Genomic DNA, 14,440 nt, shown 5'->3' on the forward strand with positions numbered 1-14,440 from the left:
GCTTAAACAAGCTCCAACGTTTGGGATCTTAGATTTTTAGCAGCAGTCACTAAATTTTTTAGAGCATCTTTGGTTTCTGGCCAATCTCTAGTTTTTAGTCCGCAATCTGGGTTTACCCAAATATGTTCTTTAGGTAAAACGTTTTTAGCTTTTGTAAGTAAGTTTTCAATTTCTTCTAAAGAAGGAACGCGTGGCGAATGTATATCATAAACGCCTGGTCCAATTTCATTCGGATATTTAAAATCAACAAAAACATCGAGTAATTCCATTTCAGAACGTGATGTTTCAATAGTAATTACATCGGCATCCATATCAGAAATACTCGCGATAATATCATTAAACTCAGAATAACACATATGTGTATGGATTTGAGTTTGGTTTTGCACACCACTTGCCGAAATTCTAAACGCTTTTACAGCCCAATTTAGGTAATTCTTCCATTCTTCTTCTCGTAATGGTAAACCTTCGCGAATGGCAGGTTCGTCTATTTGAATAATTTTTAAACCCGCTTTTTCTAGATCTGTAACTTCATCTCTAATAGCTAGCGCAATTTGGTTACAAGTAACTTCTCTAGGCTGATCGTTTCGAACAAAAGACCACTGTAAAATAGTAACCGGACCAGTAAGCATGCCTTTTACAGGAATATCAGTTAAAGACTGTGCGTATTCAGACCATTTTACGGTCATTGGGTTTTCGCGAGATACATCGCCAAATAAAATAGGTGGTTTTACACAACGGCTACCGTAACTTTGTACCCAACCGTAGCTGCTAAACGCAAATCCGTTTAGTTTTTCTCCAAAATATTCAACCATATCATTACGTTCAAATTCACCATGAACCAAAACATCTAGACCTATTTCTTCTTGAAAACGGATAGAGTCTTCAATTTCTTTAGCAATTAAAGCGTCGTATTCTTGCTGAGATAACGTTCCTTTTTTGAATTTTAAACGCCAGCTACGAACTTCTTTGGTTTGGGGGAACGAGCCAATAGTTGTAGTTGGGAATAACGGGAGGTGCAATGCTTGCTTTTGTAAAACTTGACGTGTAGAAAAAGTGCTTTCTCTATGACTATCAGATAATTTTAAATTAGAAATTCGCGTTTTTACCGAATCATTATGGATTAGTTTTGAGCTTTTCTTGGTGAGGTTTGCTAATTTATTTTCTTCAAACAAGTGTAAATAACCATCGTTATCTGCTTTTAATAAATGTTTGAGCGCAACAATTTCTTCAATTTTTTGTTTAGCAAAAGCTAGCCATTGTTTTATTTCGGGTTTTAGAGTGGTTTCTAAATCGAGGTCGTATGGTGTGTGCAGTAGGGAGCAAGATGAAGCTATCCATAAGTTTTCCGGATCTAATTTTTTACTCGCTTCTTCTATAGTTTTAATTGAAGCTTCAAAATCATTTTTCCAAATATTTCGACCGTCTATAACACCTAGTGATAGTTTTGTTTTTGGATTAAAATGTTCCGATTCTAAAATATCATTTAATTGCGAAGGGCATCTTACCAAGTCTAAGTGCAAAGTATCGACGGGTAATTGTAAAGCAATATTTAAATTTTCGCCATAACAATCAAAATAGTTAGCTAAAAATACTTTCAATGTCGGGAATTTTTCGGCAATCCGTTCGTATGTTTTTGTAATAGCTTGCTGTTCTTTTTCAGAAAGGTTTAATGCTAAGCAAGGTTCATCGAATTGTATGTATTCTGTACCCAAATTTACTAGTGTTTCAATAACTTCGAAGTAAACGGGTAATAATTTATCCAATAAATCTAACCTATGAAATCCCGGTTCTTTTTCTTTTCCTTGAAGTAAAAATGTAACCGGACCAATTAAAACAGGTTTTGTTTTTATTCCTAATGCTATAGCTTCTTTGTATTCTTCTATAATTTTATTCGAAAAGAAATGAAATGTTTGTTCTTTTTCAAATTCGGGAACAATATAATGGTAATTAGTATCGAACCATTTTGTCATTTCCATGGCAGTAACATCTATATTATCTTTTTGAAGTCCACGTGCCATAGCAAAATACAACTCTAAATAGTTGCTTTTATCAATGTTGTTATAGCGTTTTGGAATACAACCAAAAGTTAAACAAGCGTCTAAAACTTGGTCGTAAAAAGAGAAGTCGTTCGACGGAATTAAGTCAACACCTAAGTCTTGTTGTTGTAGCCAATTTTGTTTTTTTATTTCTTTGGCAATGTTTAGTAGTTCAATTTGATTAATTTTTCCTGACCAAAAAGCTTCGCATGCTTTTTTTAATTCACGTTGGCGTCCAATTCTTGGGTGTCCTAAAAGGGTAGTTTTCATAATTAAATATTAGATTTTATTGCTGTTCAAAATTAGTATTACAGCATGTAAGTAAGAAATTATAGCTAATATTAAGATGATTTACCTATTTTTGAATGGTATAATAGAATAATGTTATTTATATCTAGTTAAATATGAGTTTACCAGAAAATAATTCTGCTTTACCGTTGGATGAAATAGATTTGCGCTTATTAAGAATGTTGCAAGCCAATTCGAACCTAACAACAAAACAGTTAGCAGCTAAAGTGAATCTATCTACGACTCCTGTTTTTGAGCGTATAAAAAAATTAGAAAAAGCGGGCTATATTAAAAACTATGTTGCTGTTTTAGATGCCGAAAAGCTTCAAAAGGGGTTAACAGTGTTTTGTAATATTACTTTGAAAGAGCACACACGTGTTATAGGTAATCAATTTGTGAAGGATATTGTTTCTCTTGAAGAGGTTGTGGAATGTTATAATATCTCGGGAGATTATGATTTTTTACTTAAAATACTGGTAAAAGACATGAAGGAGTATCAGAATTTTGTTCTAAACCACTTAGGTAGTGTTAAAAACATAGGAAGTGCACAGAGTACTTTTGTAATGGGCGAAATTAAAAACTCTTATGCTGTACCTATTTAAGTTTGGGTTTTAATTTGTACTATTTTTCATCAGCTTCGCGCACTGCATTGTTTGCCCATTCTGTAGCATTATTTATTTCTGTAAATGTTTTCAATGGTTTTTTTGAAAATATTTGTTCGATTTGAGAATTGATACGTGCTATTTTTTTAGATGAAACTATGGCAAAACCTACTAAGTTTTCAATTTTTGAGGCTTGAATATAAATAACGGGATCTACGGCATACGAGTTTATGCGGTGTGAAATGTAAACAAATTTTTTATTTTGGAAATATGTTTTTGCTATTTTGAATAGATCGGCATTCGATAAGTCGGTTACGGTTTCTCCTTCGTTAACAATACCGATAACGTAGTTTTCGTAAACCTGCATCACTCCAACAGATGTTTTTACTAGATGATTCATTAATATGAAATGGTGTTTTTTGAATAAAAAAAAGCTCGAAAACTAATTTCGAGCTTTTTTAATTTATAATTTAATTTTTAAGACTCTGTTGGTTTTTCAGCTTTTATAATTGAAATACTCAACTCTTCTGTTTTGGCATCAAGATCAATCTTGATGTTATCGCCATCTTGTAAATGTGATGCTACAATTTCTTCAGCTAAAGCATCTTCAACATATTTTTGAATAGCTCTTTTTAAAGGTCTTGCTCCATATTGTTTATCGAAACCTTTATCGGCAATATAGTCTTTAGCCGTTTCTGTAATAGTTAGGTTGTAACCTAATAACTTAATACGATCTAAAAGTTTTTCTAATTCGATATCGATAATTTTATTAATGTCTTCTTTTTCTAAAGCATTAAAGACAACAACATCATCAATTCTATTTAAAAATTCTGGTGCGAACGATTTCTTTAAAGCATTTTCAATAACACTCTTAGCATTTGCATCTTCTTGTGCTTTTTGAGAAGCTGTTCCAAAACCAATTCCTGTTCCAAAATCTTTTAATTTGCGAGCTCCAATATTAGAAGTCATAATGATAATAGTGTTTCTAAAATCAATTTTTCGGCCTAAAGAATCGGTTAAATAACCATCATCTAAAACTTGAAGTAGCATATTGAACACATCTGGATGTGCTTTTTCAATTTCATCTAAAAGAATAACCGCGTAAGGTTTACGACGTACTTTTTCAGTAAGTTGCCCGCCTTCCTCATAACCAACGTATCCCGGAGGTGCTCCAACTAATCTAGAAATAGCGAATTTTTCCATGTATTCACTCATGTCTATTCTAATTAAAGACTCTTCAGAATCGAATAACTCTCTAGATAATACTTTTGCTAACTGCGTTTTACCAACACCTGTTTGCCCTAAAAAGATAAATGACCCAATTGGCTTATTTGGATCTTTAAGTCCAGCACGGTTTCTTTGAATAGCCTTAACTACCTTAGCAACAGCATTATCTTGACCAATTACTTTTCCTTTTATAAGGTCTGGCAATTCGGCTAACTTATTAATTTCTGTTTGTGCAATACGGTTTACAGGTACACCTGTCATCATAGAAACCACATCGGCAACATTATCTTCTGTTACCACTTCACGATGTTGCTTGGTATCTTCTTCCCATTTTTCTTGAGCAACTGCTAGCTCTTTTTCAAGACGCTTTTCGTCATCTCTTAGTTTTGCAGCTTCTTCGTATTTCTGTTTTTTAACAACAGTATTCTTAGTTTCCTTAACTTCTTCTAGTTTCTTTTCTAATTCTAGAATTTGTTTAGGAACTTCAATATTGGTAATGTGTACGCGAGAGCCCGCTTCATCTAAAGCATCGATAGCTTTGTCTGGTAAAAAGCGCTCTGTCATGTATCTATTTGTTAATTTTACACAGGCTGCAATAGCTTCTGGTGTATAATCAACATTATGGTGCTCTTCGTATTTACCTTTTATATTGTTAAGTATTTCAATAGTTTGTTCTACCGTTGTAGGCTCAACAATTACCTTTTGAAAACGACGCTCTAAGGCACCATCTTTTTCAATATATTGTCTGTACTCATCTAAAGTTGTTGCACCAATACATTGTATTTCTCCTCTTGCTAAAGCAGGTTTAAACATATTAGAAGCGTCTAAGCTTCCGGTAGCTCCACCAGCTCCAACTATAGTATGGATTTCATCTATAAATAAAATAACATCATCATTTTTTTCAAGCTCGTTCATAACGGCTTTCATACGCTCTTCAAACTGTCCGCGGTATTTTGTTCCAGCAACTAAGCTGGCTAAATCTAAAGTAACCACACGTTTATTGAATAGAATTCGCGATACTTTACGTTTCACAATTCTAAGCGCTAAACCTTCGGCAATGGCAGATTTACCAACACCAGGTTCTCCAATTAGTAACGGATTGTTTTTCTTTCGTCTACTTAAAACTTGAGAAACACGTTGTATTTCTTCTTCACGACCAACTACAGGATCTAGTTTTCCTTCTTCGGCCATCGCTGTTAAGTCCCGCCCAAAGTTATCTAAAACTGGTGTTTTAGACTTTTTGTTGGTTTTAGCACCTGTTGGTGCATTAAAAATACTGTCTTTTGAAGATTCGTCTTCTATGTTAGAATCATCATCCGGGAATTCAGCTTTCGGTTCTATATAACTATCATCGTTTGTTATCATAATTTTAAATTGTTCTTTAACATTGTCGTAGTAAACCTTTAATTTATTTAAAAGTTTTGTAGTTGGGTCATTTTCATTTCTTAAAATACAAAGCAATAAATGCGCTGTATTTATTGAGGTGCTCTGAAATAATTTAGCTTCTAAAAACGTGGTTTTTAGTGCGCGTTCTGCTTGCCTTGTTAAATGTAAGTTCTTCTTTTGGTTAGAACCTACGGCTATATTGGGGTTTGCAGGACTTAATATTTCTACTTTACGCCTTAAATGATTTAAATCAATATCTAAAGCGTTTAAAATTGTTATTGCTTTGCCGTTGCCGTCACGCAAAAGTCCAAGCATAAGATGTTCGGTACCGATAAAATCGTGACCTAACCTTAAGGCTTCTTCTTTGCTGTAAGCAATAACATCTTTTACTCTTGGGGAAAAATTATCATCCATATTCGTGTCCTTTCTGCATTAAAAATACTAAAACATTTTACTAACGACAAAAACTATACCTTTTTTTGTGTGTAAAATGCTAATTGACGAAAAAAAGGATATAAATCCAAAATTTTGGAATACATACTTATTAACTAAAAATAGATGTAAAATTGTTAATAAAAAACATGAAAAAATGATTATAAAACCCTTAGTATAACTATTGGAATTGTTATATTAGCATGTTTTGAAAATTACATAAAACTTAATTAAAATATATATGGCAGAAGGAGAAAAACTTATTCCAATTAATATTGAAGATGAGATGAAATCAGCTTACATTGATTATTCAATGTCAGTTATCGTGTCACGTGCTTTACCAGATGTAAGAGATGGTTTAAAACCAGTTCATAGACGTGTACTTTATGGTATGCATGAACTCGGTATTAGAGCAAATACAGCACATAAAAAGTCGGCAAGAATAGTTGGGGAAGTTTTAGGTAAGTATCACCCACACGGCGATACTTCGGTTTACGATGCAATGGTACGTATGGCTCAAGAGTGGAGTTTACGTTACATGCTTGTAGACGGACAAGGGAATTTTGGTTCGATTGATGGTGATAGTCCTGCAGCAATGCGTTATACAGAAGCACGTATGCGTAAAATTGCTGAAGACATGTTGGCAGATATCGATAAGGAAACCGTAGATCATAAGTTAAACTTTGATGATACTTTACAAGAACCAACGGTTTTACCAACGCGTATTCCAGGTCTTTTAGTTAATGGAGCATCGGGTATTGCTGTAGGTATGGCAACTAACATGCCGCCTCACAATTTGACAGAGGTTGTAAATGGTACAATTGCATATATCGAAAATAACGATATTGAAATTGATGAGTTGATCCAACTTATTAAAGCGCCAGATTTTCCAACAGGTGGTACTATATATGGTTACGATGGTGTAAAGGAAGCTTTCCATACAGGTCGTGGACGTATTGTTATGCGTGCTAAAACTAATATTGAAGAGGTAAACGGTCGTGAATGTATTATTGTTGACGAAATTCCATACCAAGTCAATAAGGCAGACATGATTAAAAAAACTGCCGATTTAGTTAACGATAAAAAACTAGAAGGTATTTCGCTTATTCGTGATGAATCTGATAGAAATGGTATGCGTATCGTTTACGTTTTAAAACGTGATGCAATCCCTAATATTGTTTTAAATAAACTTTTTAAATATACAGCGTTACAGTCTTCTTTTAGTGTAAATAATATTGCATTAGTAAATGGACGTCCGCAGTTATTAAACTTAAAGGAGTTAATTCATTATTTCGTAGAGCATAGACATGAAGTTGTTGTTAGACGTACAACTTATGAGTTACGTAAAGCAGAAGAACGCGCACATATATTAGAAGGATTAATTATTGCTTCGGATAATATAGATGAAGTTATAAAAATTATTCGTGCTTCTAATAATGCCGATGAAGCTAGAAATAACTTAATTGAACGTTTCAAACTTTCAGAAATTCAAGCGAAAGCTATTGTTGAGATGCGTTTGCGTCAGTTAACAGGTTTAGAGCAAGATAAATTGCGTGCTGAATATGATGACATTATGAAAACTATTATTGACCTTAAAGATATCTTAGATCGTAAAGAGCGTAGAATGGATATTATTAAGGAAGAATTAGTGGTTGTTCGTGATAAATACGGTGATGAGCGTCGTTCTGTAATCGAGTATGCAGGTGGCGATTTAAGTATCGAAGATATGATCCCTAACGAGAGTGTAGTTATTACAATTTCTCATGCAGGTTATATTAAACGTACTTCTTTAACAGAATACAAAACACAGCATAGAGGAGGTGTAGGGCAAAAAGCATCTACAACAAGAAATGAAGATTTCTTAGAGCACTTATTTGTGGGTACAAACCACCAATATATGCTGTTCTTCACTCAAAAAGGAAAATGTTTCTGGATGCGTGTTTACGAAATCCCAGAAGGATCTAAAACATCTAAAGGACGTGCTATTCAAAACCTTGTAAATATTGAACAAGATGATAAAGTTATGGCTTTCATCTGTACTCAAGATTTAAAAGATGAAGAATACATTAATAGTCATTACGTAATTATGGCTACTAAAAAAGGTCAGGTTAAAAAGACTTCTTTAGAGCAATATTCTCGTCCAAGAACAAACGGAATTAATGCTATTACTATTAAGGACGATGATGTTTTATTAGAAGCTAAACTTACTACTGGTGAAAGCCAAGTGATGTTAGCATTAAAATCTGGTAAAGCTATTCGTTTCGAAGAAGCTAAAACGCGTCCAATGGGTCGTGGAGCATCTGGAGTTCGTGGTATTCGTTTGCAAGATGAAGAAACAGACGAAGTTATCGGAATGATTGCTGTTGATGATATGGAAAGCAACGTGCTTGTAGTATCTGAAAACGGTTATGGTAAACGTTCTAGTTTAGAAGATTATAGAATTACTAACCGTGGAGGAAAAGGTGTTAAAACTATTTCTATTACAGAAAAAACAGGTAATCTAGTGTCTATTAAAAACGTAACGGATGAAGATGATTTAATGATTATCAACAAATCTGGTGTAGCAATTAGATTGGCAGTAGCCGATTTAAGAGTTATGGGTCGTGCAACTCAAGGAGTTAAATTAATAAACCTTAAAGGAAAAGATTCTATCGCGGCAGTTGCAAAAGTAATGCATGAAGATGAGGAGATTGTACTTGAAGGAGAAGAAGGTGAAGTTTCTGCAGAAGGCGTTGAAGGTGTTGAAAACACTGATGTTTCTGAAGATGGCACAACTCTTGATAATAATTTAGAAGATAATAACACTGAAATTTAAACTTAATATTACTTAAAATGAAAAAACAATTAATCATAGCTTTAGCCATTTCAATGGGTGCATTTTCATTTGCACAAAAGAAAGAATTGAAGGCAGTAGAAAAAGCTATTAAATCGGGCGATTATGCAACGGCAAAAGCTGCGGCAACAACAGCAGAAGGTCTTGTAGGTGCTATGGACGAAAAATCTAAAGCAAAATACTACTACTTATTAGGACAAGCACTTTATGCAGATGGAAAAGGATCTGATGGGGATATTGCATCTGCATTAGAAAGTTTCACAAAAGCAGAAAGCGCATACGGATCGGAAGTAACAGCTTTAAAGCAAACTATTACTAACAAATTTTTAACTAAAGGTAATGCTGCTTACGAAAAGCAAGATTATTCTAATGCTTCTAAGTATTTTGAAAAATCTTATAGAGTGAAAGAAAAAGATACTGTTTATCTTTATTATGCAGCTGCAACGGCAGTAAACGTAAAAGAGTATGATAGAGCTTTAGGATTATATGAAGAACTTAAAAATTTAGGTTATACAGGTATCCAAAAGCAATATTTTGCAATTAACAAGGAAACTGGAGAAGAAGAAATTCTTGATAAAGCAACTCGTGATCTTTACGTAAAAGCAAAGAGCCACATTAAGCCAGGTGAACGTGTAACAGAGTCTAAAAAACCAGAAATTGTTAAAAACGTAGCATTAATTTATGTTAGCGAAGGTAACAATGAAAAGGCTATTGAGGCCATGAAAGAAGCTAGAGATGAAAATCCTGAAGATGTAAACTTAATTCTTTCTGAAGCTAATATTCATTTCAAAATGGGTAACACTGAAAAGTTTCAAGAGCTTTTAACTAAAGCTACAGAATTAGAGCCAGAAAATGCAGAGTTACAATATAACTTAGGTGTAATTGCATCTCAATCTGATCATCCAGTAGAGGCTAAGGCTTATTATGAGAAAGCAATTGAATTAGATCCTAATTATGTTAATGCTTACATTAATATTTCTGCGCTTGTATTAGCGAGAGAAGAGCCACTTATTACTGAAATGAATGGTTTAGGAAGTTCTAAAAAAGATGACTTACGTTACGATGAGTTAAGAGAAGAGCGTCAAAACTTATATAAAGAAGCAGTACCATTTTTAGCGAAAGCTTTAGAAATAGATACTGAAAACTTAAGCGCAGCTAAAACTTTAATGAACATCTATAATATTTTAGGTGAATCTGATAAAGCGAAAGGTTTAAAAGCTAAAGTTGAAGCTTTAGAAGGGGCTCAATAATTATATAGTCACTTTCATAAAATAAAAAAGGTCGCAAATTGCGACCTTTTTTTATGCGGTATAATTAATGAAAATATTAAATAATCTTTTTGATAACGCGTAGTTTATGTGTATGTTTTCTTTTATCTACATTGTAAATTCCAGAATGGTCTAAGCGATCAATTCTTACTTTACCATGTGCGTGTATAATGTAATTATCTTCCATAATTAAACCAACATGAGTAATAGCGCCTTCGCTATTATCAAAAAAGGCCAAATCTCCAGGTTCACTTTCTTCTATAAAACTTAAAGCTTCACCTTGTGTGGCCTGCTGAGAGGCATCACGAAGTAATTTATACCCGTTTAATTTGTAAACCATTTGCGTAAAACCAGAGCAGTCTATTCCAAAAGGTGTTTTTCCTCCCCATAAATAAGGAGCGTTTAAGTAGGTAAAAGCAGTTTGTATTATTTGTGATTTAGGACGAATTCCAGAAATTACACCACCATCATAGTCGTGATCTAATATAGAGATTCCGTTTAAGCTAGATCCAAAAACAATAGGGTGGAGCTGTTCGTTTTTATCTTGAATAAATTCAACCAAATCTCCAGAAAGCTGCAAGGGCTGTCTGTCTAAATTGTTGTATTGTTCTTCGGTTAATTCAACATATTGCTTATTATCTATCCAACCTTCGTAAGTATCAAAGGCAATTCTAATTTTACTCCAATTTTTACGTTGTTCCAAAACTTTAAACAAATCACCATAAATTACTTGCGAAATTAATTCGCTAGCGTCCGATGGTTCTAGTCTTAGAGGTACAATGCTTAAATTACAAATTCCGTATTGCATTAATCAATTATCGTTGTTTAATATTTTAAATAAAGCTCTGTTTTATTCAAATTAATATACAGGCAACAGCTTTTAAAGCTAACTAATATATTTTTTTAAGGGCGTTCAATAACTACAGCCGATGCGCCACCGCCACCGTTGCAAATTGCAGCAGCACCAATTTTGGCATTGTTCTGTTCAAGTACATTAAGTAATGTAATTAGTATTCTAACACCAGAACAACCCAGTGGATGTCCAAGTGAAACTGCTCCACCATTTACATTAACGTTACTGTCGTTAAGACCTAAAATTTTCATGTTTGCTAAACCAACAACCGAAAAAGCTTCATTAAATTCAAAGAAATCTACATCTTCTAATTTCATTCCTGCTTTGTTCAAGGCTTTTGGAAGCGCTTTTGCTGGTGCTGTTGTAAACCATTCTGGTTCGTGAGCAACATCTGCATAACTTTTTATAGTCGCTAGAACTTTTAATCCAAGTTCGTTTGCTTTCTCTTTACTCATTAATACCATAGCTCCGGCACCATCATTTATGGTAGAAGCATTGGCCGCTGTAACTGTTCCGTCTTTACTAAAAGCAGGTCTAAGTTGCGGTATTTTATCCGTTTTTACGTTAGTAAACTCTTCATCTTTAGAAAAAACTAAAGGTTCACCACGACGTTGTGGTACTTCTACAGGCACAACTTCGTTATCAAATTTCCCTGCTTCCCAAGCGGCTGCAGAACGTTTGTAAGATTGTATGGCGTAAGCATCTTGATCTTCACGAGAAAACTCATACTTATTAGCACAAGCATCTGCGCATACACCCATAGCATCATCACTATATGGATCTACTAAACCATCTTTTTGTAAACCATCTATTAAAGATGTTGGTCCAAATTTAGTTCCCGTTCTAGCATGTAAATAATGAGGTATTAAACTCATGTTTTCCATACCACCAGCAACTATAATATCTGCATCACCAAGCGCAATACTTTGAGCGGCTTGCATAACAGCTTTCATACCCGAAGCACAAACTTTATTTATCGTTGTACAAGGCACCGTGTTTGGTATACCTGCGTATATAGCGGCTTGTCTTGCTGGAGCCTGTCCGGTACCTGCTTGTACCACATTACCCATTAAAACTTCATCTACCAATTCGGGCTTTAAATTAATTTTATCTAAAGCACCTTTTATTGCAATTGCTCCTAATTTTGGAGCAGCAATAGTTGATAAACTTCCTAAAAAACTACCAATTGGTGTTCTTGCTGCAGAAACGATAACGACTTCTTTGTTCATAATGATCTACTTTGGTTTAGCTTTGAATATAATTTATCCAATTGCAAAAAATTAGAAATAGAATAAATTCATTGCGAAAATAACGATTTTTTTAATAATATACAGAGATGTGTTCATTATAAAAGGTGGTGTAAGCCTAATATTTTATTACATTTGAAAATGAAATCATTAACTAAATTTTTATCTATATTTAGTTAGAAAATGTACCTGTGAAAGACTTTTTAAATAAATTATACCGAAACCATTCTTTAATATATAAGGTTCTCTTATTTATTTGTACTACGTTTTTAATTGTTTATTTGTTTCCGAAGAGCGGTAAATTTAAATATAATTTTGAAAAGGGAAAGCCTTGGCAGTCAGAGAATTTGTATGCGCCTTTCGATTTTGCTATTAAAAAGTCTGAAAGTGAAATTAACAAGGAAAAAGAAGATATTATTAATAATGGAACTCTGTATTTTACCATTGATAGTAGTATTGAAAATAAAGTAAAAACGGCATTTAAAAAGGAGTTTACCACTAATTTTTCCGACACTATTTCTTTAACATCTTCTAGTGAATTATACAAAACGGGAATTGATATTATTTCTCAGCTTTATAGCTTTGGTGTTTTAAATGAAAGCTATAGTTTTTCCGAAGAAAAAAGAATTGTAATTTTAGATGAACGTGTAAAGAAGCAAGAGGGCATCTATTTCGATTTAATTAAGTTGGATAAAGTGACTTCTGTAATTGAAAAAGTTTTAAAAAAGCATAAATTGTCTTCTAATAAAACTGAATTTGTTTCATTATTTTACGACTTAGTAGAACCAAATCTAACTTTTGATAAATCTTTCACAGACAAGGCTTTACAAGAAGAATTAGATAAGATAGTTTATGCTAGAGGGAGCATTGAAAAACAAACTTTAATAGTTTCTAAGGGTGAAGTTGTTCAGGGCGATAAATATGAAATATTAAAGTCTTTACAATCGGAATACGAATCGCAGGTTTGGAGCAAATCTAGTTACATTTGGATTTTATTTGCATACACGTTATTGGTGGCCTTAGCGTTACTTATGCTTCTATTATTTTTAATGAAATACAGATTAAGTGTATTTGAAAATAATACGAAAGTTACCTTTATATTCTTCAATATATTTTTGTTAATCTTTCTAACCACTATGGTAGTAAATTACAACTCGAAGTTTATTTATGTGGTGCCAATATGTATTCTGCCTTTAGTTTTTAAAGCGTTTTTCGATGCACGTTTAGGGTTGTTTTCTCATGTTATTACCGTGTTGCTTTTAGGTTTTGTAGTACCAAATAGTTACGAGTATATGTTTTTGCAAATTATTGCAGGGATAGTTACTATACTAACGGTAAAAGAGCTTTACAAACGTGCTAATTTATTTATTTCGGTTGGGCAAATTACGCTTATTTATTTCATAGCTTATTTTGCGTTTTTTGTAATTCATGAAGGAACGGTTGAAACTTTAGACTGGAAAACTTTCGGCTACTTTGTACTTTGTGGTTTAGCAACATTGTTTGTGCAGCCTTTAATTTATGTTTACGAGAAAGTTTTCGGGTTGGTTTCCGATGTGTCTCTGTTAGAGCTTTCGGATACTAATTCTAAGCTTTTAAAAGAATTATCTAATAAGGCACCCGGAACGTTTCATCATTCGTTAAACGTTGCTAATTTGGCTGAATCTTCAGCAAATGAAATTGGAGCAAACGCCATGTTAGTTAGGGTAGGAGCTTTGTATCATGATATTGGTAAAATGAAGAGCCCAACTTACTTTACCGAAAATCAATCTACCGGAATTAATCCGCATGATGAGTTATCATCTAAAGAAAGTGCGAGAATAATTACCGATCACGTTATTGACGGGATAGAAATTGCTAAGAAAAATAATTTGCCAGATCGTGTTATAGATTTTATTAGAACACATCACGGTACTAGCGTGGTGTATTACTTTTATATGCAGGAAAAAAAGAACCATGATGATGTAGATCGATTAGATTTTAGCTATCCTGGTCCGAAGCCTTTTAGTAAAGAAACGGCAATCTTAATGATGTGCGATAGTATTGAAGCTGCATCTAAGAGTTTAAAGGAGCCAACCTCGACAAAAATTGACGCATTTGTGGAAAATATAATAAATAAGCAGATAGAAGAGGGACAATTCTTAAATGCGAACATAACTTTTAAAGAAATTGAGTCGATTAAAAAAGTGCTAAAACACAAGCTAGCAAACATTTACCATTTAAGAATTGAATACCCTGAATAATTTTTAAAAATAAATGAAAAAATGTTTG

General features: G+C 33.4%; 9 protein-coding genes. 4 read left to right on the plus strand and 5 right to left on the minus strand.

Annotation, left to right across the window (positions count from 1 at the left end):
- Positions 1 to 2: 2 nt before the first annotated feature.
- Positions 3 to 2,306, minus strand: a complete 2,304-nt coding sequence (gene metE / locus V6246_RS01805) for a 5-methyltetrahydropteroyltriglutamate--homocysteine S-methyltransferase (protein ID WP_341558704.1) — start codon at positions 2,304 to 2,306, stop codon at positions 3 to 5.
- Between the two features lie 134 nt (positions 2,307 to 2,440).
- Between metE and V6246_RS01810 the strand changes: the two genes are divergently transcribed.
- Positions 2,441 to 2,926: an Lrp/AsnC family transcriptional regulator gene (locus V6246_RS01810; RefSeq protein WP_159020033.1), complete on the plus strand. Its 486-nt coding sequence runs from the start codon at positions 2,441 to 2,443 to the stop codon at positions 2,924 to 2,926.
- Positions 2,927 to 2,945: 19 nt separating this feature from the next.
- On the opposite strand, the gene V6246_RS01815 is transcribed toward V6246_RS01810, so the two are convergent.
- Entirely contained in the window at positions 2,946 to 3,326 is a 381-nt protein-coding gene (locus tag V6246_RS01815; RefSeq protein ID WP_341558705.1) for a hypothetical protein, read from the minus strand.
- A 77-nt stretch (positions 3,327 to 3,403) separates the two neighbouring features.
- Positions 3,404 to 5,953, minus strand: coding sequence for an ATP-dependent Clp protease ATP-binding subunit (locus V6246_RS01820; RefSeq protein ID WP_304404863.1), 2,550 nt, complete (start codon positions 5,951 to 5,953; stop codon positions 3,404 to 3,406).
- Positions 5,954 to 6,212: 259 nt separating this feature from the next.
- On the opposite strand from V6246_RS01820, the gene gyrA reads away from it, so the two are divergent.
- Positions 6,213 to 8,786, plus strand: coding sequence for a DNA gyrase subunit A (gene gyrA, locus V6246_RS01825; protein WP_341558706.1), 2,574 nt, complete (start codon positions 6,213 to 6,215; stop codon positions 8,784 to 8,786).
- Positions 8,787 to 8,803: 17 nt separating this feature from the next.
- On the plus strand, positions 8,804 to 10,054 hold the full coding sequence (locus V6246_RS01830; protein ID WP_341558707.1) for a tetratricopeptide repeat protein: 1,251 nt from the start codon (positions 8,804 to 8,806) through the stop codon (positions 10,052 to 10,054).
- Positions 10,055 to 10,130: 76 nt separating this feature from the next.
- Here the strand turns inward: V6246_RS01830 and V6246_RS01835 are convergent, their stop codons facing one another.
- Together V6246_RS01835 and V6246_RS01840 are read right to left on the minus strand one after the other, a co-directional pair.
- Positions 10,131 to 10,880, minus strand: a complete 750-nt coding sequence (locus V6246_RS01835) for a C40 family peptidase (RefSeq protein WP_341558708.1) — start codon at positions 10,878 to 10,880, stop codon at positions 10,131 to 10,133.
- A gap of 95 nt (positions 10,881 to 10,975) precedes the next feature.
- A complete protein-coding gene (locus V6246_RS01840) occupies positions 10,976 to 12,154 on the minus strand; it encodes an acetyl-CoA C-acyltransferase (RefSeq protein WP_341558709.1) in 1,179 nt (392 codons plus the stop codon).
- A 209-nt stretch (positions 12,155 to 12,363) separates the two neighbouring features.
- Between V6246_RS01840 and V6246_RS01845 the strand changes: the two genes are divergently transcribed.
- Positions 12,364 to 14,412 (plus strand): HD family phosphohydrolase, encoded by a 2,049-nt coding sequence (locus V6246_RS01845; protein ID WP_341558710.1) that lies wholly within the window; start codon positions 12,364 to 12,366, stop codon positions 14,410 to 14,412.
- Positions 14,413 to 14,440: the final 28 nt, after the last annotated feature.

It is taken from the genome of Algibacter sp. TI.3.09 (assembly GCF_038154905.1).
Lineage (GTDB): Bacteria > Bacteroidota > Bacteroidia > Flavobacteriales > Flavobacteriaceae > Algibacter.

What these genes read in the sequence shown, in the direction of transcription:
- metE (WP_341558704.1), bottom strand. Translation starts at nt 2,306, where the DNA reads ATGAAAACTACCCTTTTAGGACACCCAAGAATTGGACGCCAACGTGAA.
- V6246_RS01810 (WP_159020033.1), top strand. Translation starts at nt 2,441, where the DNA reads ATGAGTTTACCAGAAAATAATTCTGCTTTACCGTTGGATGAAATAGAT.
- V6246_RS01815 (WP_341558705.1), bottom strand. Translation starts at nt 3,326, where the DNA reads ATGAATCATCTAGTAAAAACATCTGTTGGAGTGATGCAGGTTTACGAA.
- V6246_RS01820 (WP_304404863.1), bottom strand. Translation starts at nt 5,953, where the DNA reads ATGGATGATAATTTTTCCCCAAGAGTAAAAGATGTTATTGCTTACAGC.
- gyrA (WP_341558706.1), top strand. Translation starts at nt 6,213, where the DNA reads ATGGCAGAAGGAGAAAAACTTATTCCAATTAATATTGAAGATGAGATG.
- V6246_RS01830 (WP_341558707.1), top strand. Translation starts at nt 8,804, where the DNA reads ATGAAAAAACAATTAATCATAGCTTTAGCCATTTCAATGGGTGCATTT.
- V6246_RS01835 (WP_341558708.1), bottom strand. Translation starts at nt 10,880, where the DNA reads ATGCAATACGGAATTTGTAATTTAAGCATTGTACCTCTAAGACTAGAA.
- V6246_RS01840 (WP_341558709.1), bottom strand. Translation starts at nt 12,154, where the DNA reads ATGAACAAAGAAGTCGTTATCGTTTCTGCAGCAAGAACACCAATTGGT.